General features: G+C 62.2%; 17 protein-coding genes. 4 read left to right on the forward strand and 13 right to left on the reverse strand.

What is annotated here, in order from left to right; translation table 11 throughout:
* The first annotated feature begins 35 nt into the window (after positions 1-35).
* Together ACSQ2A_RS15300 and ACSQ2A_RS15305 are read left to right on the forward strand one after the other, a co-directional pair.
* Positions 36-1,067, forward strand: a complete 1,032-nt coding sequence (locus ACSQ2A_RS15300; RefSeq protein WP_436072927.1) for a hemolysin family protein — start codon at positions 36-38, stop codon at positions 1,065-1,067.
* Positions 1,067-1,990, forward strand: a complete 924-nt coding sequence (locus ACSQ2A_RS15305) for an acetamidase/formamidase family protein (protein ID WP_436072928.1) — start codon at positions 1,067-1,069, stop codon at positions 1,988-1,990. Before ACSQ2A_RS15300 ends, ACSQ2A_RS15305 begins: the two co-directional genes overlap by 1 nt.
* Positions 1,991-2,041: 51 nt before the next feature.
* On the opposite strand, the gene ACSQ2A_RS15310 is transcribed toward ACSQ2A_RS15305, so the two are convergent.
* Positions 2,042-2,608 (reverse strand): NifU family protein, encoded by a 567-nt coding sequence (locus ACSQ2A_RS15310; protein ID WP_436072929.1) that lies wholly within the window; start codon positions 2,606-2,608, stop codon positions 2,042-2,044.
* Between the two features lie 120 nt (positions 2,609-2,728).
* Here ACSQ2A_RS15310 and ACSQ2A_RS15315 point away from each other — a divergent pair, with 120 nt between their 5' ends.
* Positions 2,729-2,977, forward strand: a complete 249-nt coding sequence (locus ACSQ2A_RS15315) for a DUF3817 domain-containing protein (RefSeq protein ID WP_436072930.1) — start codon at positions 2,729-2,731, stop codon at positions 2,975-2,977.
* Positions 2,978-3,200: 223 nt separating this feature from the next.
* On the opposite strand, the gene ACSQ2A_RS15320 is transcribed toward ACSQ2A_RS15315, so the two are convergent.
* From ACSQ2A_RS15320 to ACSQ2A_RS15375, 12 genes are all read right to left on the reverse strand, one after another.
* Positions 3,201-3,671: a universal stress protein gene (locus tag ACSQ2A_RS15320; protein ID WP_436072931.1), complete on the reverse strand. Its 471-nt coding sequence runs from the start codon at positions 3,669-3,671 to the stop codon at positions 3,201-3,203.
* Positions 3,672-3,684: 13 nt separating this feature from the next.
* Entirely contained in the window at positions 3,685-4,716 is a 1,032-nt protein-coding gene (gene trpS, locus ACSQ2A_RS15325; RefSeq protein WP_436072932.1) for a tryptophan--tRNA ligase, read from the reverse strand.
* A gap of 66 nt (positions 4,717-4,782) precedes the next feature.
* Positions 4,783-6,345, reverse strand: coding sequence for a murein biosynthesis integral membrane protein MurJ (gene murJ, locus ACSQ2A_RS15330; RefSeq protein ID WP_436072933.1), 1,563 nt, complete (start codon positions 6,343-6,345; stop codon positions 4,783-4,785).
* Between the two features lie 9 nt (positions 6,346-6,354).
* Positions 6,355-9,150, reverse strand: coding sequence for a [protein-PII] uridylyltransferase (locus ACSQ2A_RS15335; protein ID WP_436072934.1), 2,796 nt, complete (start codon positions 9,148-9,150; stop codon positions 6,355-6,357).
* On the reverse strand, positions 9,131-11,845 hold the full coding sequence (gene mutS, locus ACSQ2A_RS15340) for a DNA mismatch repair protein MutS (RefSeq protein WP_436072935.1): 2,715 nt from the start codon (positions 11,843-11,845) through the stop codon (positions 9,131-9,133). Before mutS ends, ACSQ2A_RS15335 begins: the two co-directional genes overlap by 20 nt.
* 91 nt (positions 11,846-11,936) lie before the next feature.
* Positions 11,937-12,761, reverse strand: a complete 825-nt coding sequence (locus tag ACSQ2A_RS15345; protein ID WP_436072936.1) for a DUF2189 domain-containing protein — start codon at positions 12,759-12,761, stop codon at positions 11,937-11,939.
* Positions 12,762-12,901: 140 nt separating this feature from the next.
* Positions 12,902-14,173 carry an O-acetylhomoserine aminocarboxypropyltransferase/cysteine synthase family protein gene (locus ACSQ2A_RS15350; protein WP_436072937.1) on the reverse strand — a complete coding sequence of 424 codons (1,272 nt, stop codon included), beginning with the start codon at positions 14,171-14,173 and terminating at the stop codon, positions 12,902-12,904.
* Between the two features lie 561 nt (positions 14,174-14,734).
* A complete protein-coding gene (locus tag ACSQ2A_RS15355) occupies positions 14,735-16,369 on the reverse strand; it encodes a glycoside hydrolase family 43 protein (RefSeq protein ID WP_436072938.1) in 1,635 nt (544 codons plus the stop codon).
* A gap of 9 nt (positions 16,370-16,378) precedes the next feature.
* Complete coding sequence (locus ACSQ2A_RS15360; protein WP_436072939.1) at positions 16,379-16,819, reverse strand: N-acetyltransferase family protein; 441 nt, start codon at positions 16,817-16,819, stop codon at positions 16,379-16,381.
* Complete coding sequence (gene xylA, locus ACSQ2A_RS15365) at positions 16,819-18,126, reverse strand: xylose isomerase (RefSeq protein WP_436072940.1); 1,308 nt, start codon at positions 18,124-18,126, stop codon at positions 16,819-16,821. Before xylA ends, ACSQ2A_RS15360 begins: the two co-directional genes overlap by 1 nt.
* Positions 18,123-19,586: a xylulokinase gene (xylB, locus tag ACSQ2A_RS15370; RefSeq protein ID WP_436072941.1), complete on the reverse strand. Its 1,464-nt coding sequence runs from the start codon at positions 19,584-19,586 to the stop codon at positions 18,123-18,125. The genes xylA and xylB overlap by 4 nt, the downstream gene beginning before the upstream one ends.
* A gap of 165 nt (positions 19,587-19,751) precedes the next feature.
* Positions 19,752-20,795 carry a LacI family DNA-binding transcriptional regulator gene (locus ACSQ2A_RS15375; RefSeq protein ID WP_436072942.1) on the reverse strand — a complete coding sequence of 348 codons (1,044 nt, stop codon included), beginning with the start codon at positions 20,793-20,795 and terminating at the stop codon, positions 19,752-19,754.
* Positions 20,796-20,927: 132 nt separating this feature from the next.
* Between ACSQ2A_RS15375 and ACSQ2A_RS15380 the strand changes: the two genes are divergently transcribed.
* Complete coding sequence (locus ACSQ2A_RS15380; RefSeq protein WP_436072943.1) at positions 20,928-21,938, forward strand: aldose epimerase family protein; 1,011 nt, start codon at positions 20,928-20,930, stop codon at positions 21,936-21,938.
* The last annotated feature ends 92 nt before the right edge of the window (positions 21,939-22,030 follow it).

Genomic DNA, 22,030 nt, shown 5'->3' on the forward strand with positions numbered 1-22,030 from the left:
GAGGATAGCGCGCTGCTTCACGCAGCCTAAGATTGATGAACGACACCGATCGCAAGGGCAACCGGGTGCCTGATAATCCCGAACCTTCCTCTAGTCCCGCCCTCGCTCAGCCGACGCGAGGGCCGAGCCTGATCAACAGACTCAAATCCATCCTGACGCTTCGTCCGGTCAGCCTGCGCAATGATTTGCAGGTGGCGCTCGACGAGAGCGCCGGCGCCGAGACGCAGGACTTTACCGAGAGCGAACGCACGATCCTGCAGAACGTGCTGAAACTGTCAGCTGTCTCGATCGACGACATCATGGTCGAGCGCTCCGATATCCAGGCCGTCGAGGCCGATATCAATCTCGGAACTCTGCTCGCAAAATTCCGCCAGGTTGGCCATTCGCGCCTGCCCGTCTACGAAGACGAACTCGACAAGATCATCGGCTTCATCCACATCAAGGATGCCATGGCCAAGATCACCGAGCCGGTGACCGATCCTGAAAAAGACGTCCCCGTAAAACTGCTCTCGGCCGCGCTGCGCCAGAAGATCAGCAAACTCGGCATTACCCGCACGGCCATGTTCGTGCCGACCTTCATGCCGGCCGGCGATCTCCTCCAATCCATGCGCGCCTCCCGCGTCCATATGGCCATCGTCGTCGACGAATATGGCGGCACCGATGGTCTTGTGACCATTGAGGACCTCCTTGAAGCGATCGTGGGCAAGATCGAGGACGAGCACGACGAAGCCGTCCGCGCCATGGTGCGCAAGGTGGGCGAGGATACCTATATCGCCAATGCCCGCGCCGAATTGGACGAAGTCCGCGCCGTTGTCGGCCCCGATTTCGATCCCGGCGAACACGCCGAAGACGTCGAAACGCTGGGCGGTCTCGTTTTCGACCTCGCCGGCCACGTGCCGCGCCGCGGTGAAAAGGTGACCGGGCTCGACGGTTTCGAGTTCGAAATCCTTGCCGCCGACGGTCGTCGCATCAAGCGCCTGCGCATCCGGCGCAAGCGGGGGGAGTCAGAGGAGATCCTGGCGATCACCGACCAGCGCCCCGAAGACCAGAAGGCAGCGGCTGAATAGTGGCTATCCATCGTTTCGAAGCCGCGGCGTGGCATAGCGTGCTCGCAAAACTCCCGGCTGCCCTCCATGTGGTTGATGGCGACACCGTGATCGCCGAGACGCTCGACGCGGCCGGTGTGGACAAGCACGGCGTCACCCGCGCCCATGGCTCCAACCCGATGAACGGGCCTATCCATGTGGAAGGCGCCGAACCGGGCGATGTGCTGCAGGTCGACATCATTCGCATGACGCCGATCCGCGAACACGGCTGGACCCGTGGCGCCCTTGCGGCCAATGTCGTTGACCCCGAGCGGGTCCGCGACCTGCCGCCGCGCGCCAAGATCGATTGGATCATCGATGCCAAGGCCGGCACGGTGCGTCTGAAGGAGCCGGTTGAAGGGCTGGAGCAGCTCGTCCTGCCCATCGAGCCCATGCTCGGCTGCTTTGGTGTCGCTCCGGCCCATGGCCAGGCCATTTCCACCGCCACCAGCGCCGAAAACGGCGGCAATATGGACTATCGCGGCTTTGGCCCCGGCGCCCGCATCTGGTTCCCCGTCTTCGAGCCCGGCGCCCTATTCTTCCTCGGCGATTGCCACGCCATCCAGGGCGACGGCGAAATCGTCGGCACCGGCGTTGAAACCGCTATGGAAGTGGAAGTCCGCTTCAGCGTGCTCAAAAACCGCAAGCAAGCCTGGCCACGCGGCGAGACTGCCGAGACAATCTATTCGGTCGGCAATGCCCGCCCGCTCGACCAGGCATTGCAGCACGCGACGACGGACATGTTCGACTGGCTGACCGGCGACTACGGCCTCTCCGCCGTCGCCGCCAGCCACCTCATGGGGCAGGTGGTGCGCTATGAGGTCGGCAATGTCTTCGACCCGGCCTTCACCATGGTCTGCCATATCCCCAAAAAGTACCTGCCGAAAAGTCAAAGGCCCCGATGAAAACTCATCGAGGCCCCTGGCTTGCTGCTTAACTGGTAGTGCGGCTTCGGATCAGACCTGCTGGACCGATTCCACGCCCGGCACGAAGTGACGGAGGAGATTTTCGATACCGCTCTTGAGGGTCGCGGTCGAAGAGGGGCAGCCCGAGCAGGCGCCCTGCATGTGCAGGAAGACGGTGCCTTCCTTGAAGCCGCGGAAGATGATGTCGCCGCCATCCATGGCCACCGCCGGACGCACGCGCGTCGCCAGCAGTTCCTTGATGACTTCGACCATTTCCTTGTCTTCTTCCTCGAAGAACTCTTCGCCGGCGGCAAAATCGGTGTCGACCTCACCACCTTCGGCGATGACCGGCTTGCCGGAAAGGAAGTGGTCCATGATCACGCCGAGAATAGCCGGCTTGATATGGGCCCAGTTGGTGTCATCCTTGGTCACCGAGATGAAATCGGAGCCGAGGAAAACGCCGGTGACGCCGGAAATGCCGAAAAGACTGGCGGCCAGCGGAGAGGCTTCGGCGGCGTCGACAGTGCGGAAATCGCGCGGTTCGCCGACCAGCACATCACGACCGGGCAGGAATTTCAGCGTGGCCGGGTTCGGCGTGGCTTCGGTCTGGATGAACATAAACTCTCTCCGTGGAGTAGACTTAGAACGCTTCTAAATTAGAGACGGGTTCGCTGCAAGCCCAATTTGCGCTGCTTTGTCGCGTGGCGCGATATGGCTGCCATGCGCTAGCACCATATCATGATCCGTCTGTTCAGATATATCGGCGTTGCCGAAGGCATTACAACCCTGGCCCTGTTCCTCGTCGCCATGCCGGCAAAGTATTGGTTCGGCTATCCCGGCCTCGTCCCGCCCATCGGACTTATCCACGGGGTCGCCTTCATCGCCTATATTCTGGCGATGACGATCTGCCTGCCGGGGAGGGGATTTGCAGGGTTTGACTGGGTGCGAACGGTGCTCGCGGCGTTTTTCCGTTCGGGACGTTTTTGAATGACCCGTTTTTGAAGGGAAAGCAGTCGGCAGAGACGGCTTAGAACTCAGGTAGTTCAAACCTCACCGCCGCCGTCATTGCCCGGTTTATCCGGGCAATCCAACTTGCGGCGAGAAGTGGTGGTAGAGGTCCGAGCGCCGGGCCTTGCCCTGCGAGCATAGCTCTTCGGGCCTGCTGCGCTAAAATCGCGCCATTGGCGCGATTTTGCCCCGAAGGGGCCGCTTAGCAGATAGCGATAATCTCTTCGTCGCTCATCCGGCCCGGCACAATGGTCAGCGGGATAGGCAGGGCGTTGGCGCGACCGGCAAAGTGGGTGACGAGAGGGCCGGGGCCTTCACCCGACCGGGACGCCGCCAGCACCAGAATGGCGATGTCGTGATCCTTGTCGATCAACTGCTCGATCTGCTCGGCGCCATTGCCTTCACGAATGACCGTTTCAGCGCGCACATCACCGATTTCCTTGATGCGGGCGAGACGCGAATCGAGATTGCGCTCGGCCTCCTCGACCGCTTCGGCGCGCAACACGTCCTCGACGCCCATGCCGATGAATTCGGGCTTAGGAATCACCGTTACCAGCACCACCGTGCCGCCCGTTCGCTTGACGCGAAAGGCGGCAAAGGTCAGGGCGCGGTCGCACTCTTCCGTCTCGTCAATGACAACGAGGAATTTGCGCTTGTATTCGGTATCGTACAAAGGCGCCTCCGAACTAGCGGATGAAACCGACGATGCGGCGCACGTCGTGCATGGTCTTTTCGGCCAGAGCCGCAGCCCTTTCGCCGCCATCGCGCAGGATGCCGTCGATCGTGGTGGTATCCTCGATCAGGCGACGCATTTCACCGGCCATCGGCGCCAACTGGGCCACGGCCAGATCAGCCAAGGCCGGCTTGAACTTGCCCCAGCCATGGCCACCGAACTCAGCCAGCACCTCGGCCTTGGTCTTGTCCGAAAGCGCGGCATAGATGCCAACGAGATTGTCGGCTTCCGGGCGCCCCTTCAGACCTTCGACCTCAACAGGCAATTCGGCCGGGTCAGTCGTCGCCTTCTTGATTTTTTTGGAGATGGCATCGGCATCATCGAGCAGCGAAATACGCGACTGATCGGACGGGTCCGACTTGCTCATTTTCTTGGTCCCGTCGCGCAAGGACATGATGCGCGTCGCGGGGCCCGCAATCAGCGGCTCCGTGATCGGGAAGAAATCAGGATCGAGACCCTGTTCGACGATCGAGGCGGCATAGTCATTGTTGAACTTTGCCGCGATGTCACGCGTCAGTTCCAGATGCTGCTTCTGGTCATCGCCCACAGGCACGGCCGTTGCCTTGTAGAGCAGGATGTCGGCAGCCATCAGGGACGGGTAGGCCAGAAGGCCGAGCGAAACGTTCTCGGAATTCTTGCCGGCCTTGTCCTTGAACTGCGTCATGCGGTTCATCCAGCCGATGCGGGCCACGCAGTTGAACACCCATGCCAGTTCAGCATGCTGCATGACCTGGCTCTGGTTGAAGACGATCGAGCGCTTGGGATCGACGCCGGCAGCGATAAAGGCGGCAGCGACTTCGCGCGTGGCGCGGCGCAGAGCGTTGGGCTCCTGCCAGACCGTGATCGCATGCATGTCGACCACGCAATAGATGGTCTCATGCGTGTCCTGAAGGGGCACGAAACGGCGGATGGCGCCGAGATAATTGCCCAGATGCAGATCGCCGGAAGGCTGGATGCCGGAAAAAACGCGAGGAGAAAAGGCCATGGGTCCCAGAAGCGGATGATAGGCAGATGGCCCCGTTCTATACGGAGCCGCGCCGATTGGAAACTATCACCGGGAGCGACGCAGACGCCGCAGCAACGTGCCGAGGCGTTGCGTGCCGGTGACGTGGATGAGGGTGAAGTAGAAGACCACGCCATAGGCGATGAGCGCGCCGACCACCGCAATCTGCCGCCAGAGCGGGGCGCCTGCGGCGATATGGTGGGCACCGTGATTGGCCAGCAGCATCAGGCTCACGCCCATCGCGGCGCTGATCAGCACGATCATGATATGGCCCCACCACTGGTTGCGCGGCAGCGAAAAATGTCCGCGCACGGCCAGTGTAACCCCCAGGAGCACGACATTGATCCAGGACGAGACGGCCGTGGCAATGGCGATGCCGACATGCAGCATGGTGGGAAACAGCAGAAGCGAAATGCCGATATTGGCAGCGACGCTGACGCCGGCGAAAATGGTTGGGGTAACCGTATCCTCGCGGGCAAAAAAGCCCGGCTGCAACACACGAATCAGCACATAGGCGGGGAGACCAGCCGAGAAAGCGACAAGCGCTTCGGCGGTTTGCTTCGTTGCCAAAGCATCGAAGGCACCACGCTCGAAGAGCAGGCGCACAATGGGCTCGGACATGCCGATGAGTGCCGCGGCCGCTGGCATGGTGAGCAACATGGAGATGAACAGCGACTGTTCCTGGCTCGCCAGTGCATCGGCCTCGCGCCCGCCCTTCAAATGGCGGCTGAGCTCGGGCAGCAGCACCGTGCCTATGGCGATGCCGATGATGCCCAGCGGCAATTGATAGAGCCGGTCGGCATAGGAGAGGATGGAAATCGTGCTGTCGGCGCCAGAAGCGATGATGGTGCCGACGAAAATATTGATCTGGGTGATGCCGCCCGTGAGGATCGCCGGCACGGCCAAAACCCAGAAGCGACGGACCTCTGGATCGAACCGGGGGAAGCGAAAATCGGGCCGGAAACCAGTGCGTTCAATGGCCACCCAGACGAGCCAAAGTTGGGCAATGCCGCCGAGCATCGTCGCCAGCGCCACCCAGACCGTGGCGCCCTGCGGATCCTGTATCCAGAAGGTGGCGAGCGGAATCAGCGCGGAAATGTTGACGATATTGAGCAGGACCGGCGCAAAGGCAGCCGCAAAGAAGCGCCCCAGCGAATTGAGGATCGCGCCATAGGCCGCCATCAGCGACATGCAGGCGAGATAGGGGAACATTATTCGCGTCAGCATGACCGTCAGGTCGAACTTTTGTTGATCGTCCACGAAGCCGGGGACGAAAGCGACCATGATCTGCGGCATGAAGATTTCGACCAGGATCGTCACGACGACCAGCATGGCGACGAGCCAGCTCATGATCTTGGAAGCCAGCAGTTTCGCCCCGTCCTCGCCCTGCTGCTCAAGCGCGCCGGAAAACATCGGCACGAAGGCCGTGTTGAAGGCGCCTTCGGCAAAGAGCCGGCGGAAGAGATTTGGAAAGCGAAATGCCGCGTTGAAGGCGTCAGCCGCCGGCCCAACGCCAAGCACCGCCGCCATCAGCGCGTCACGGACAAGGCCAAAGACCCGGCTGACCAGTGTCCAGGCGCCGACCGAGAAAAAATTGCGAAAAAGGCTCAAAGAGGCAGATCAGCCATTCGCCGCCTTCTTCTCCTCGGGGCGTTCGAAGACGTCCATCAGCGCGCCATAGATCTTTCGCTGCCGCTGCTTCACATGAATCTTCTGGCCCGTCAGGTCGGTGACGTAGAAAACGTCGACGGCCTTTTCGCCATAGGTGCCGATATGGGCGGAGCCTATGGTGAGGTTGAGATCGGAGATTTCGCGCGTCAGCGCATAGAGAAGACCGATGCGGTCGAGGCCCGAAACCTCGATGACGGTGAATTTTTCCGAGATGGCATTGGAGACCGAAACCTGCGCCGGCAGGGCAAAGGGCTTCAAGCGCTTGTTGTGGCGCGATTCCTTGCCCAGATCGATCAGTACCGTGCGCTTGCCCTGGAGGAGCTGCTTCACCGTATCGATGATGCGGGTGGCGCGGACCTTTTCGTCCTCGTCGGAGGTGAAGGCACGGCGCAGCCTAAAAGTGTCGATGGCGCGGCCGTCGCGGGTCGAAAATATCTGGGCGCCGATAATCGAGGCGTCCTGCATGGTGCAGGCACCGGCGATCAGCGAGAGCAGGCGCGGGTGGTCAGGCGTGTAAAAACTGACCTCGGTAATACCTTCAAACGCCTTCACCCGGATCGAGCCGGCAAAAGGCTGGCCGGCTTCGTCGGCCTGCCGGATCATGCGGGCATGCTCGATCTGAAGCTCGGGCTCGGCACGTAGCCAATAGTGGTCATAGTGGCGCGCTGCATAGGCTTCCACCTCGGCCGGTGCCCATTTGGTAAGCGCCTGAGCGAGCGCTTCCTTGGCGGCCTGCACGCGATCGGATTGGCTGACCTGGCTGTGGCCGCCGGAGAGCAGCGGCTCGGTGGCGTAGTAGAGGGCGCGGAGGAGCGAGCCCTTCCAGCCGGTCCAGGTGCCGGGACCCACGGCGCGAATATCGCAGGCTGTAAGGATCATCAGCAAGGCAAGACGCTGCGGCGATTGCACCACATCGGCAAAGGCCTTTGCCGTTTCGGGGTCCTGAATATCGCGGGCCTGGGCGATCTCGCTCATCAGCAGATGGTATTCGATGAGCCAGGCGACCGTGTCGGTTTCGGCGGCACTAAGGCCGAAACGGGGGCAGAGCTTTCGGGCGATACGGGCGCCGGCAATGGAATGGTCTTCCGGCCGCCCCTTGGCCACGTCGTGGAGGAAGAGCGCGACGTAGAGAAGCCGCGTATCGTTGAGCTGCGGCAGCAGTTCGTGGGTCAGCGGCAGTTCCTGGCGCAGGCCGCCATTGGCGATATCGGCCATGCAGCCCACGGCGCGTATCAGATGCTCGTCCACCGTATAGTGGTGGTACATGTTGAACTGCATCAGCGCGACGATCTTGCCGAAATCGGGCACGAATTTGCCGAGCACGCCGCTTTCGTTCATCTGACGCAGGATGCGCTCGACATAGAGCGGGCTGGTCAGAATGGTCAGGAAATAGCTGTTAGCCTTGGGGTCGTTCCTGAGCTTGTTGTCGATCAGGCTGAGACTGTCTCGGATATGTTTGATGGCATCGGGATGGAACAGCAGTTCCTCGCGCCCGGCCACCATGAACATTTTGATGAGATTGACCGGGTCCTTCTCGAAAGCATCCGGGGTCGCGACATTGAGGCGGCCGGTATCGATGACGAAATCGGTTTCGCCCTTGATCTTGGTCTTGCCGGCGCGGAAGGGCGCCAGCACGCGGCCAACCAGATCCATATCCTTGGCGTGGCGGAATTCGAGGCTGGCGCAGATGATGCGGGTGAGGTCGCCGACATCCTTGGCGACAAGGAAATAGCGCTTCATGAAGCGCTCGACGCCCAGCATGCCGACGCGCTCGGCATAGCCCATGCGGCGGGCGAGATCGGGCTGCACGTCAAAAGTCAGCTTTTCCTCGGCACGATGGGTGACGAAGTGGAGGTGGCAGCGGACTGCCCACAAAAAGTCTTCGGCGCGCTGGAAGAGGCGATATTCGGCGTCGGTCAGAACACCTTTGGCCACCAGCTCGTGGCTGGTCTTGACCTGATAAAAATATTTGCCGATCCAGAAGAGCGTATTGAGGTCGCGCAGGCCGCCCTTGCCGTCCTTGATATTGGGCTCGACGACGTAGCGGGTATTGCCCATCTGCCGGTGGCGCTCGTCGCGCTCGGCCATTTTTGCGGCGATGAATTCCGGGCCCGTCTTGGGCATGATCTCGGTTTCGAAGCGCTTTACCAGATTGTCGAAGAGCGACTTGTCGCCCGTCAGAAACCGCGCTTCGAGGGTGGCGGTGCGCACGGTCATGTCGGCGCGGGCCATGCGAATGCACTCATCGACCGAGCGGACGGCGTGGCCGACTTTTTGGCCGAGGTCCCAGAGCATGTAGAGAATGTATTCGGTGACCTGCTCGCCCCAGGGCGTCTGTTTGTAGGGCAGGATGAACAGGAGATCGATGTCCGATCCCGGCGCCAGCGTGCCACGGCCATAGCCGCCGACAGCGGAGAGGGCGATGGCCTCGGCCCCGGAGGGATTGTCGACGGGATAAACGCGCGTCGTTGCGAACAGATAGACGGCGGTGATGATTTCGTCTTCCGCCGAACAGAGGTTTTGCGCGCAGCGCGTCCCCTTATTGGTGGCGACCAGTTCTGCCTCGGCGTCTTTCCTCGCCTCCGCCAGGGTCTGGCGCATATGCGCAAGGACTGCCGTGCGGGCCGCCGGGGATTTGGCGGGTTGATCACCCACCAATTCGTCAAGCTCGACGAGAACGGTATCAGCCGTCTTGAGGGCGAATTGCGCTTTGCGCGGCTTGGCTTCAGCGTCGACGAGCGTCATCGCGTAATTTCTTCAATTCGTAGAGCGCTTCGATGGCTTGCTTGGGCGTCATATCGTCGGGGCGGACGGCATCGAGCGCTTCGTGAATGGGGTCCTTGCTCTTTACTGCCGGGGCAGGCTGATGGGCAAAGAGCGGCAAATCGTCTAGCACGCTGGCTTTCTGGCTGGAAGAGGCGGTACCGGCCGAGCGCTGTTCGAGCACGTCGAGCACTTGTCTTGCGCGGTTGATGACTGGATCGGGGAGGCCGGCAAGCCGGGCCACCTGAATGCCATAGGAGCGATCGGCGGCGCCGGGACCGACTTCGTGCAGGAAGACGACTTCGCCCTCCCATTCGCGCACTTTCATGGTGACATTAGCGACGCGGGACAGCGTTTTGGCTAGGCTGGTCAGTTCGTGGAAGTGGGTCGCAAAGAGCGCGCGGCAACCGGTGGTTTCGTGCAGGGCTTCAACGGAGGCCCAGGCAATGGAGAGACCATCAAAGGTCGCGGTGCCGCGGCCGATTTCGTCGAGGACGACCAGGGAATGGCGCGTGGCGCGATTGAGGATGGCGGCGGTCTCAACCATTTCGACCATGAAGGTCGAACGGCCGTGGGCGATGTCATCCGAGGCGCCGACACGGGAGAAGAGCCTGTCCACCACGCCAATATGCGCGCTTTCGGCCGGCACGAAACAACCCATCTGCGCGAGAATGGCGATGAGCGCGTTCTGGCGGAGGAAGGTCGACTTACCGCCCATATTGGGGCCGGTGACCAGCCACAGTTTGCCGCCGCCGGCATCTTCGCTGCCCGAGAGGTCGGCATCATTGGCCACAAAGCTCTGGCCTTCGGCCCGTACCATTTGTTCCACGACCGGATGGCGCCCGCCGACAATGGCAAAAGCAAGGCTGTCGTCCACCTGGGGGCGGCAATAGAAGCGCGTGGCGGACACTTCGGCGAGAGCGGTGGTGACGTCGAGTTCGGCGAGGGCATCGGCAAGGCCCTGCAATTCGCCGGTGCGGGCGAGCACGTCTTCGCGCAGCCGGGTGAAGATTCCGAGTTCGATTTCGAGCGCGGCTTCATGCGCCTTGGCGATCCGGCCTTCGAGTTCGGCCAGCTCCGTCGTCGTAAAACGCATGGCATTGGCCAGCGTCTGGCGATGGATGAAGATTTCCCGATGCGGCGGCTCCAGCAGCTTTTGGCCATGGCCGGCCGGCACTTCGACGAAATAGCCGAGGACGCCATTATGCTTGATTTTGAGCGACCGGACGTCCGTCTCGTCCATCAAGCGGGCTTGGAGGGCAGCGACGACGGCACGGGTTTCCGAGCCCAGAGCACGTTCCTCGTCGAGTTCTCCGTCATAGGCCGCGCGGACGAAGCCGCCATCGCGGGAGAGGAGCGGCAATTCGTCGTCGAGGGCGAGGCCTAGTTCGGAGGCGAGGGGACGAGGAGCGGCACCGAGGGTTTTGGTCAGGCGCGACAGGACCTTTGGCAGATCCGGCTGGCTGCCGAGATTGGCGGCAAGTTCAAGAGCCGCAGCGACGGCTTTGCCAATGGCAGCCAGGTCTCGCGGACCGCCGCGTTCGAGCGAAAGACGGGAGAGGGCGCGGGCGAGATCGGGGGCCGCCTTGAGGTCGCCGCGCAGGCGGGCACGGAGCAGGGGATCACCGACGAGGCGCTCGACGGCATCGAGGCGGGCATTGATGTCAGCCGAAGCGCGCAAGGGCGCGGCGAGCCGGCTGGCCAGGAGTCGGGCGCCAGGGGCGGTGACGGTGAGGTCGATGGACTGGCGCAGCGAGCCCTTGGCCTGACCGCGCTGGGTCTGCAGGATTTCGAGGCTTGAGCGGGTGGCAGCGTCAATGGCGAGGACGGCGTCGCTCGCTTGCAGGACTGGTGAACGGAGGGGGGCGGTGCGACCTTTCTGGCTTTGGTCGACATAGGCGACGAGGGCGCCCATGGCCGAGCGGCCGGCGCGGGAGAGTGCCGTGGGATCGAAAAGGTCGGCAGGGAAGGTGCGGCGCAGGAGTTGCAGGGCGACTTCGCTATCGGCGGCTTCGGGCGCGATGGTGGTGGCTATGGCGTTCCAGGCGGGAGCGAAGAGGTGTTTTTCCGCGAGAAGCTGTCTTGTGGCATCGGTGAGCAGCAGTTCGGCAGGGGCGATGCGGGCCAGTTCGTCGGCGAGGCGCTCGGCGGGCAGATCGGCCACAAAAGTTTCGCCGGTGGAAATATCGGCCCAGGCGAGGGCGAAGTCGGTATCGCCATGCCGGACCATGGCGAGGGCAGCGAGATAATTGGCCGAGCGGGCGTCGAGATGGTCGTCCTCGGTCAGGGTGCCGGGGGTGACGAGGCGGACGACGTCGCGTTTGACGACCGACTTGCTGCCGCGCTTCTTGGCTTCGGCGGGGTCTTCAACCTGCTCGCAGATGGCGACGCGGTGGCCGAGTTTTATGAGCTTGTTGAGATAGTCATTGGCCGCGTGGATCGGCACGCCGCACATCTGGATGTCTTCGCCAAGATGCTTGCCGCGCTTGGTGAGGACGATCCCGAGGGCCGCGCTGGCGATCTCGGCGTCTTCGAAGAAGAGCTCGTAGAAATCGCCCATGCGATAGAACAGCAGATAGCCCGGATTGACCGCTTTGATCTCGAAATACTGCGCCATCATCGGCGTCAGCGCCGCCGTGGCGGCGCTGTTTTGGGGCTCGAAAGGGGTTTGGTCCATGAGCTCGGCTAATTCGGGGCAAAGGAAGCGCTGAGATTAAGACCTTGAGGTTAAGAAGCCAACTCCTTCGCTAGGGCTTTGCCCCGGTTGTTTATGCCTGCGGCATGTCGCGGATCATCGAGGCAGAGGCGACCGTCCGCCGATAAAGGTGCCAGGTGGCGTGACCCAGAATGGGCAAAATGACCGCGAGACCCACAAACAGGGTAAGAGCTCCAACAAAGACCGACACGCCGACGATAACACCCCAGACGAGCATGGGGATAAGATTGCGCATCACCGCCCTGAACGAGGTTTCCACCGCCACATAGGCGCCGACATCGCGATCGAGCAGCAGCGGGAAGGCGACGACGGACGTGCAAAGCACGACGAGGGCGAAGCAGGCGCCGACGGCAGTGCCGATAATGGCCAGCGTCATACCGCCGGGTTCAGAAATGACCTGAGTGAAGAGCCCCTGGAAACTTTGCGGGGGCGTGGAGCCGAAGAGGCTTTCATAGAGGGCCTGGGCGCTGGTGAGCCAAAGGGTGAAGAGCACGAAGAGCATGGCGCCAACGGCGATGATGCTGCCGATGGCGGGGGAGCGGACGACATTGATGGCATCGCGCCAGGATGGGTCTTCGCCCATTTCGCGCCGCCGCGAGATTTCATAGAGCGGCAGGGCGGCAACGGGGCCGATGAGAGCAAAACCGCCGATCAGGGGATAGAGCAGGGGCCAGGTGTAAAAGCCGTTCATCCAGACGGTGAGGACGATGCCGATGATGGGGTAGATCAGCATCAGCACGACATAGTGGCTGGGCTTGGCCCAAAAATCCTCGGCACCGCGCCGAAGGGCAATCATCAGATCGGCAGTGGTGATGGTTTGGATGACGGGCATATCCAGCTTGTCGCCGGCGCCGGTCATGACATGCATATGGGCCATGGCAGAACCTCCTCGTGCAAGGAAGCCGCAGAGATGCGAATTGCGCATAACCGGCGCGAGACGCAGAACCTGCGACCGCTAAACAAGTAAAGCCTACGCCCCGGGCGGGAGCTTGTCGTCCCCGCCCGGAAAAATTGTGATCACGCCTTGGCGAGAGCCTGTTCGATATCGGCAATGATGTCATCGATATGCTCGATGCCGACCGAAATGCGAACGAGGTCTTCGGAGACACCGGCCTTTTTCAGCTCTTCGGGCGAAAGCTGGCGATGGGTGGTCGAGGCCGGGTGGCAGGCGAGGGACTTGGCGTCGCCGATATTGACGAGGCGCAGGATCATCTGCAGCGCGTCGATGACACGGCCGCCGGCTTCCTTGCCGCCCTCGATGCCAAACGACAAAATACCCGAGCCGGAGCCCTTGGAGATTTTCTTGGCCACCGCGTTAAAGGGGCTGTCCGGCAGGCCGGCATAGTTGACCCACTGCACCTTGGGGTGGTTCTTCAGATAATTCGCCACCTTCAGGGCATTTTCCGAGTGGCGCTCGATACGGAGGCCGAGGGTTTCGAGGCCCTGCAGGATCTGGAAGGCATTAAACGGGGAAATGGCGGCGCCGGTATTGCGCAGCGGCACGACGCGGGCGCGGCCGATATAGGCTGCCGGGCCCAGGGCCTCGGTATAGACGACGCCGTGATAGGACGGGTCGGGCTCGTTGAGGACCGGGAAGCGCTTGGCATTGGCCTTCCAGTCGAATTTCCCGCTGTCGACGATGATGCCGCCGATGGAAGTCCCGTGGCCGCCGATATACTTCGTCAGCGAATGAACCACGATATCGGCGCCGAAATCGAAGGGGCGGGTCAGATAGGGCGTCGCGACCGTGTTGTCGACGATAACAGGCACGCCATGGCGATGGGCGATTTCGGCGATCTTTTCGATATCTACGACATTGCCGGCCGGGTTGCCGATCGATTCAAGGAAGATGGCCTTGGTGTTTTCGTCGATCGCTTTTTCGAACCCGTCGTAATCGTCATGGGCGACGAGACGGGCTTCGATGCCCTGGCGCGGGAAGGAATGGACGAAGAGATTGTAGGTACCGCCATAGAGCTGGGCGACCGAAACAATATTGTCGCCGACCCCGGCAATGGTCTGGATGGCATAGGTGATGGCGGCCATGCCCGAGGCGAGGGCGAGGCCGGCAATGCCGCCTTCGAGCTCGGCGACGCGCGCTTCGAGCACGGCGGTCGTCGGGTTCATGATGCGGGTATAGATATTGCCGGCGACTTTCAGATCGAAGAGATCGGCGCCGTGCTGGGTATTGTCGAACGTGTATGACGTCGTCTGATAGATCGGCACGGCCGCGGCCTTGGTGGTGGCCTCCGATTCATAGCCGTGATGCAGGGCGATCGATTCCAGTTTCATTTCTTTGCGGCTCCTCTTGTCCACGCGAGGCCAGATTCCGCGGCAGCCAGCGAAAAGACAAGGCTGCGTGGAGATAAGTCGTTCTCCGGGTTTGAGATTTTTTGGAATGCTTTGGGCGGGGCAGGGTAGTATGGCGCCATAGAGTCTTAGTCCCGCCAGCTTGCTGCGGGATTGCCTTTGGTGGACGGACCCCGGAGCAGCATTCGCTTCGAAGTGTTTTGATAGATGAAGCGGATACCGCTCCGGAGTGCCCTCTTTTCGGGCGGGAACTATCGGCGACTTTTGATCGCTCGTCGCAAGCGGCCAGCCCCGAACGTGCCTGGGAGACGATCCCCTGCCGGGCCCCCTCGCTACTGTCGTCTGCAGACCGTCCATGCGAGGTTGGATGGGGGTATTATGAGGGCATAATTGGGGGCGGGGATAAGATGGATAAGTCCATGGACGTCACCCTCGGGCTTGACCCGAGGGCTTTGTACTTGCCGCAAGTTCGCCAAGTGAAGTGTCCTCGGGTCAAGCCCGAGGATGACGTGCGGTGGGTGGTCAGGGCCGGAGGCCCCGCCCCTACTGCCCCCTACCGACCAGACTATCGATCTCATACCGATCCGAGGGATCGTGCTGGGGGCGATAGGTAAAATAGTCGAAGGTGGCCGGGCTGGCGGTGCCGTTGAGGTCGTGGGCGGCGACGCCGACGAAGGCACCCGTAAAACTGCCGTGGGCCTGATGGCCACCGCATTCGTCCGAGAGGATCGAGGCGTCGAGCACGGGACCGATGGGCTGCAGTTCCTGGCCTTCAAGGGCGTAGAAGAATTGCAGTTTGCGGCCGCGAATGGTGAGGGCGAGTTTGACCTTGCCGGCATTGGGAATCTGCACCGGCGCGGCCGGAAAGCGCAGATTGCCGTCGGGCCAGGACATTTCCGAACTCATGATCAGCAGCTCGCGCTGACCGTCGGAATGGGCTGTTACCGCCAGATAGAAGAAGTTGTAGCGGCTGTAATAGGCCGTGAGGCCGGCCATGGTGCGTTCGTCGGTGGCGGTGAAATCGACCACGGTTTCGGCATCATAGGAGAAATGCTGCTGGCGGCGGGCGACGAGGGCCTGCTCGAACCAGGAGCCGATGCTCTCGCGGCCGAAGAGGGTCAGCTTGCCGCCTTCGGTTGCAAAAATGCGTTCGGTTTCCGGGGTGCGCAGCCACTGGAAGTCGATCGGCAGGCCATTTTCGAAGGTGTAGCGCTTCTCGGCGAAGTACTTTTGTTCGTCGCGGGTGCCGGGCACTTCGACGTGGAGCGAGGGGACGGGGCCGTTTTTCACGTAGAGCCAGTCGTCGTCGCCCCAATAGGCCTCTTGAATCGCGGTTTCGCGGCCGAGGACGCAGCGGCGCTCCTGGGTGGTGGGGCGGCCGGTGAGGTGCACGAGATAGGTTTTGCCCTCGGGCGTCTCGACGATATCGCCATGACCGGCGCGCTGCAGCGGCGCGAGCGGGGCGTCCTTGGAGGTCAGAATGTGCTTGTCGGGATGGGTTTCATAATCCCCATCGATGGTGCGCGAGCGCGCAAAGGTGCAGGCATGGTCATAGGCCGTGCCGCCCTCGGCGGTGAGGAGATAGTACCAACCGTTCCGCTTATAGAGATGCGGGCCTTCGACGAGCTTCAGGTCGGTGCCCTTGTAGATATTCTTGATCGGGCCGACGAGTTTTCCCGCCTTGGGGTCGAATTCCTGGAGAGCAATGCCGGCAAAGAGCAGCGGACGCCGACGGTGATCCCACAGCATGTTGACGAACCACTTTTTGCCGTCGTCATCGTGGAAGAGGGAGGGGTCGAAACCCGAGGAATTGACATAGACCGGATCGGACCATGGGCCGGTGATCTTGTCGGCCCAGACGATGTAATTGTGCGCGTCCTTGAAGGAGCCGTCCTTGCGCTTGACGTCGGTGTAGACGAGCCAGAATTTTTCGCCGTCGTGGGTGAGACAGGGGGCCCAGACGCCGCAGCTATCGGGATCGCCGCGCATGTCGAGCTGGCTCTTGCGGGTCAGCGGGCGGGTGATCAGGTCCCAGTTGGCCAGATCCTTCGAATGATGGATCTGTACGCCGGGGTACCACTCGAAGGTGGAGGTGGCGATGTAATAATCGTCGCCGACGCGCAGGATCGACGGATCGGGATTAAAGCCCGGCAAGATGGGATTTGTCAGTTGCGGCATCGCAAAATCCTAGGGTGACAGCGGCATGCGGTACTGGACGAAGCCGGATTGGCTGGCCAGGCGATCATAGAGCTGCATCGCTGTCGCGTTGGTTTCGTGGGTATTCCAATAGAGGCGCGCGCAGTTTCTGGTCCGCGCGTCGGCGGCGACATGCTCGATGAGGGCACGACCATGCCCGCCACCGCGCCCCTCGGGGGTGACGAAAAGGTCCTGCAGGTAGCAATTGTCGGCGATGGCCCAATTGGTGCGGTGATAGAGCCAGTGGACGAGACCGACCGGCTGGCCATCCTGGAGCGCAAAAGCGCCCCAGGTGGGTTCAGTGGGATCGAGCAGACGCGACCAGGTCGAGGCAAAAACCTCGTCGGGGAGGACGGTTTCGTAGAAGGCCAAATAGGCCTTCCACAATTGCGTCCACGCTTCCCGGTCGCCAGGCTCGATCGCTCGGATCATCAGACGAACCGGTTGACCAGGTTTTCGAGATATTCCTGGCGGCCCGAGCGCGGCTGCGGGTTGATGGCTTCGGCCTGAACCTTGGCAGCGATGTCAGCCAGGCTGAGCTTGCCGCCGAGGATGTCCTTGCCGATGCCCGAATTCCAGCCGGCATAGCGATCGTCGAGCAGCTTGTCGAACTCGCCGTCTTCGATGAGCGCCACGGCGCCCTTGAGGCCGCGGGCCAGGGTATCGAGACCAAGGATATGGCCATGGAGCAGGTCGGCAGCGTCGAGCGACTGGCGGCGGACCTTGGCGTCAAAGTTGAAGCCGCCCTTGCCGAGGCCACCCTGCTTGAGGATGTAGTAGAAGGCCAGCGCCATTTCGCCCGCATTGTTGGGGAAATGGTCGGTGTCCCAGCCGGACTGCAGGTCGTTGCGGTTGGCGTCGACCGAGCCGAGCATGCCCAGCGACGAAGCGACGGCCAGTTCGTGCTCGAAGGAGTGACCGGCGAGGAAGGCGTGGCCGACCTCGATATTGCACTTCACCTTCTTTTCGAGACCGTACTTCTGCAAGAAGCCGTAAACCGTGGCGACGTCATAGTCGTACTGGTGCTTGCTCGGTTCCTGGGGCTTCGGTTCAATCAGGATCTGGCCCTTGAAGCCGATCTTTTCGGCATGCTCGATGACCAGCGTCAGGAAGCGGGCCATCTGGTCCTGTTCCTGGCCGATCTTGGTATTGAGCAGGGTTTCGTAGCCTTCACGGCCGCCCCAGAGCACGTAGTTCTCGCCGCCCAGCTCGTGGGTCAGCTCGAGCACGGATTTCACCTGGCCGGCGGCATAGGCGAAGACGGCCGGATCGGGATTGGTGGCGGCGCCCGCCATATAGCGGCGGTTGGAGAAGAGGTTGGCCGTGCCCCAGAGCAGCTTCTTGCCCGATTCCTGCATCTTCTTGGCGATGATGTCGCCGATGACGCGCAGATTCTTGTTTGATTCTTCGAGCGTTGCGCCTTCAGGGGACACGTCTACGTCGTGGAAGGCGAAGAACGGCACGTCGATGAGGTTTAGGAATTCGAAGGCCACTTCGGCCTTGAGCTTGGCGCCTTCAAGACCCTTGTCGAACCAGGGACGATCGAAGGTGCGACCGCCAAAGGGATCGCCGCCTTCCTGGGCAAAGGTGTGCCAATAGGCGATGGCGGGGCGGATATGGTCTTCCATCCGCTTGCCGGCGATCACTTCGTCCTTGTTGTAGTGGCGATAGGCCAGTGCGTTCTTGCTCTGCGGCCCTTCGAACTTGACCTGGGAAATACCCTTAAAGAAATCCGTCACTTACGTGCCTCCTCGATGGCGGGATAGAGCGCGCGATATCGCGCATATTGATCGGAATAGGCGGCCGACAGATTTTTGTCGGGCGCAATGGTTGTCTTGATCGGCGGCATGGCCATGACGTCGGCGGGCTTGGCGCCTTCCGCGGCGCAGAGGCCGAGGCGGGCGGCGCCGAGCGCGCCACCGAAATCGCCGTCCTCGGGGAGGGCGATTTCCATGTCGAGATTGGTGGCCAGCATTTTCAGCCACAAGGCGGACTTGGAGCCGCCGCCGACGGCCAGCAGGCGGTCGATTTTCGTGCCCGCATCGGCAAGGACGCGCTGGCAATCGCGCATGGCGAAAGTGACGCCCTCCATGACAGCCTGGGCCATCTGGGCGGTATCGGTCGACTGAGAAAGGCCGGTGAAGGACCCGCGGGCGCCGGCATTGTTGTGCGGCGTACGTTCGCCCGAGAGATAGGGCAGGAAGATCGCTTCGCCGGGGCCTGCAAATTGGGCTTCGGCTTCGCCGGAGAGTTCGGCCTGCTTTTTGCCCGTGATGCGCGAGAGCCAATTGAGCGAATCGGTGGCCGAAAGGATGACGCCCATCTGGTGCCACGTGTCTGGGATGGCGTGGCAAAAGGCGTGGACAGCGCCGGCCGTGTTGGGACTGAAGCGTTCGTTGGAGACGAAGAGCACGCCGGAGGTGCCGAGGGAGACAAAACCTTCGCCGGGGCGAATGGCGCCGATACCGCAGGCGGCGGCGGCGTTGTCGCCGGCGCCACCGGCGACGATGACGGCACCATCCATGCCCCAGCGCTGCGCGAGGTCGCGCTTGAGCTGAGCCGAGGGGGCGGAGCCTTCAACGAGGCGCGGCATGTGATCCCTAGTGAGGCCGGTTACGGCGAGGAGATCGTCGGACCAGTCGCGCTTCTGGACGTCGAGCCAGAGCGTGCCGGCGGCGTCGGACATGTCTTCCACATGTTCGCCGGTGAGCAGCAGGCGCACATAGGCCTTCGGAAGAAGGACCTTGGCGATCTTGTCGTAGATCGCGCGCTCGTGCTTGCGGACCCAGGCGATTTTTGGCGCGGTGAAGCCGGGCATGGCGATATTGCCCGAGAGGCTTCGCAGGGTGGGGAGCGCGGCTTCCATCTCGAGGCACTCGGCGGCGGAGCGGCCGTCGTTCCAGAGGATGCAGGGACGCAGGACTTCGTCATTCTTGCCGAGCAGGGTCGCGCCATGCATGTGGCCGGATAGGCCGATGCCGCGGACGGAGGCGAGTTCGGACGGATGGGAAGCCTTGAGCTTGTCCACGGCGGCGAGGGTTGCCGTCCACCAGTCGGTGGGGTTCTGCTCGGACCAGCCGGGATGCGGGCGTACGGGCTCGACCGCGGGAGCCGAGGCGTCGCCGAGGGCGCGGCCATGCTCGTCGATCAGCAGTGCCTTGACGCCGGATGTGCCGATATCAATGCCGAGATAAGTCATGAGGCACGTACCTCATTTTTGAACTCGAACATTTGCGATCCTCCTCCCAGCCCATTTTTGGGCGCACCGCTTTGTTGAATTTTTGGCCCTTCGCTTGGCTCAGGGCGTTCGTCTCTCAAAACGGTCCGCCGGACCGTTTTGCCCCTCCGGGTCGCTTCTCACTGCTTAGCGCAAATTGTCGCGCAGGAAAATGCCAATTTCAATGGGGTCGGTGGCGACGTGACGCGCGGCACCCAGCGCAAGGGAGCGGGCAGCGGCGACGGCCTCGCGGATTTCACCATCCGGGTTCTGGTCCAGCACCACGTCGATGGCGCCGGAGCGCAGACCCTCGCGGGTGGGCGCGGTCAGTTCGTGCGCGATGACGCGGAGCCTGCCGGAACGGCCGGAATTCTTGAGGGCAGAGACGAGGCCGGCATTGCCGGCGCCGAGATTGTAGATGCCGGACAGTTTTGGGTGTTCGGCCAGCAGCTTTGCGACCAGGGCTTCGGTTTCTCCGCGTTCGTCATGACCTTCGAGCGGACCGACAAGTTCGATGCCGGAGAAATCGGCGGAGAGTATCTGCCGAAAACCTTCGAGGCGCTCGAGATGGTCGCGCAGGTGCAGCGAGCCGGCGATGACGGCGACGGTGCCGCCTTGGGGCAGGAAGCGGCCGAGGAGCGAGGCGGCGGTGCGGCCGGCGGCGACATTGTCGACGCCGATGAAATGGCGGCGATTGGAGCCGGGCAGATCAGACACCAGCGTCATGACGGCAATGCCGCGGCGGGTGGCCGAATCGACGGCGGCCAAGATGTCGGGCTCTTCAGAGGTGACGATAACGGCGCAATCGCAGGTCCTGGGATCGAGCGCATCGAGGCCGGCGGCCAGCGCGCCGGTATCGAGGGCGCGAATGCGCTCGGTTGTCAGGTGCATGCGATCGGAAAGGGCCTGGCCGACACGGCGGGAGACGGCTTCGGCAAGAGAATCCATGAACTCGTTGGAGCCATCGGGGATGAAGAAAACCACCGTCAGGTCGCGCGAGCGGGCCATGAGCGAGGCATTGAGATCGCGGGAGAAGCCGAGGCTTTTTATGGCCTCTTCGACCTTTTCGGTGGTTGTCGCGCGCACACCGGGGCGGCCATTGAGAACGCGGTCGACTGTCGCCAGAGATACCCCGGCTGCGCGCGCCACGTCGTGCACCGTTACCCGCCGCCGGGCCGCTTCATCACTCACACTATCCCCCGCAATCGTTTCTTCTTGCCTCGTCGCACAGTTTGCGGAGCGCCCCAAAAGGTCAAGAGCGCCGTTGCCCTGCACAGGCAAATAGCGCTAAAGCTCCGCCCCGAGCGAGTGAGGGGATTGTCTATGGGCATCGACGTTTCGACCTTTGGCGAGCATGGCGGCAAGCGCGTCGACCAGTTCCGACTGGTGAGCGATACCGGCGTCACCGTCGATATCATCGGCTATGGTGTGGCAGTGCGTGACTGGCGCGTGCCGGTTGCCGGGGGCGAGCGCAGTGTCGTGCTCGGCTTTGACAATTTTGCCGCCTATCCCGAACACAGCCCGCATTTCGGCTCGCTGGCCGGGCGCGTCGCCAATCGCATTAAGGGCGCAAGCTTTGAAGTGGATGGCATGACCTACAAGCTGCCGCCCAATGCCGGCGAATTGCAGCTCCATGGTGGGGCCGAAGGCCTTGGCCGCCAGGTCTGGTCGGGCCAGGCCGATAGCGCCAATAATGCCGTGCGCTTCACCCATTTCTCGCCCGATGGCGCCATGGGCTATCCCGGCAATGTCAATTTTGCCGCCACCTACAGCCTGCATGGAAACAAGCTGCGGCTGGAACTGACCGCCACGACCGACCGGGCGACGCCGATCAGTCTCGTGCAGCATCAGTATTTTAATCTCGGCACGAGCGAAAACGTGCTCGACCACACGATCCAGGTCAATTCGAGCGCCTATACACTGCTCGGCGACGATCTGGCGCCGACCGGCGCCATCCTGCCCTCGCGCGGCACGCAGTACGATCTGCGCCAGAAGCGCACTATGCGCGACGCCAATGGCGCGGCGGTCGACTACGACATCGGCATGGTGCTCGATACCGGCCGCAAGCATGCCGATCCGATCGCCACGGTTGTTTCGCCGGCTAAGGATCTGACGCTAAAGCTTTGGTCGGACCGTCCGGGCGTGCAGGTCTACAATAGCGTCTGGACCGATATTCCGGTGCCGGGGCTCAATGGCAAGCATTACGGAAAGCATGCCGGCTTCTGCCTCGAAGACCAGAATCTGGCCGACGCGCTGCACAATCCGCATTTCCCCAATATCATCCACACGCCGGAACGGCCCTATAGCCACTGGTGCGATATCGAAATCGCCTGACGCTCCTGACGAGAGCTGACATTTTTGGGCCGCATGATCCGAACATGATCATGCGGCCTTTTTTCATTTTCCACGACCAGATCAAAACATGA

The sequence above is a fragment of the Devosia sp. LjRoot3 genome (assembly GCF_964252865.1).
In the GTDB taxonomy this organism is placed as follows: domain Bacteria; phylum Pseudomonadota; class Alphaproteobacteria; order Rhizobiales; family Devosiaceae; genus Devosia.

Excerpts from the sequence above, each read along its gene's own strand:
- ACSQ2A_RS15300 (WP_436072927.1), top strand. The coding sequence starts at position 36 with ATGAACGACACCGATCGCAAGGGCAACCGGGTGCCTGATAATCCCGAA.
- ACSQ2A_RS15310 (WP_436072929.1), bottom strand. The coding sequence starts at position 2,608 with ATGTTCATCCAGACCGAAGCCACGCCGAACCCGGCCACGCTGAAATTC.
- ACSQ2A_RS15315 (WP_436072930.1), top strand. The coding sequence starts at position 2,729 with ATGATCCGTCTGTTCAGATATATCGGCGTTGCCGAAGGCATTACAACC.
- trpS (WP_436072932.1), bottom strand. The coding sequence starts at position 4,716 with ATGGCCTTTTCTCCTCGCGTTTTTTCCGGCATCCAGCCTTCCGGCGAT.
- ACSQ2A_RS15335 (WP_436072934.1), bottom strand. The coding sequence starts at position 9,150 with ATGACGCTCGTCGACGCTGAAGCCAAGCCGCGCAAAGCGCAATTCGCC.
- mutS (WP_436072935.1), bottom strand. The coding sequence starts at position 11,845 with ATGGACCAAACCCCTTTCGAGCCCCAAAACAGCGCCGCCACGGCGGCG.
- ACSQ2A_RS15345 (WP_436072936.1), bottom strand. The coding sequence starts at position 12,761 with ATGGCCCATATGCATGTCATGACCGGCGCCGGCGACAAGCTGGATATG.
- ACSQ2A_RS15350 (WP_436072937.1), bottom strand. The coding sequence starts at position 14,173 with ATGAAACTGGAATCGATCGCCCTGCATCACGGCTATGAATCGGAGGCC.
- ACSQ2A_RS15355 (WP_436072938.1), bottom strand. The coding sequence starts at position 16,369 with ATGCCGCAACTGACAAATCCCATCTTGCCGGGCTTTAATCCCGATCCG.
- ACSQ2A_RS15360 (WP_436072939.1), bottom strand. The coding sequence starts at position 16,819 with ATGATCCGAGCGATCGAGCCTGGCGACCGGGAAGCGTGGACGCAATTG.
- xylB (WP_436072941.1), bottom strand. The coding sequence starts at position 19,586 with ATGACTTATCTCGGCATTGATATCGGCACATCCGGCGTCAAGGCACTG.
- ACSQ2A_RS15380 (WP_436072943.1), top strand. The coding sequence starts at position 20,928 with ATGGGCATCGACGTTTCGACCTTTGGCGAGCATGGCGGCAAGCGCGTC.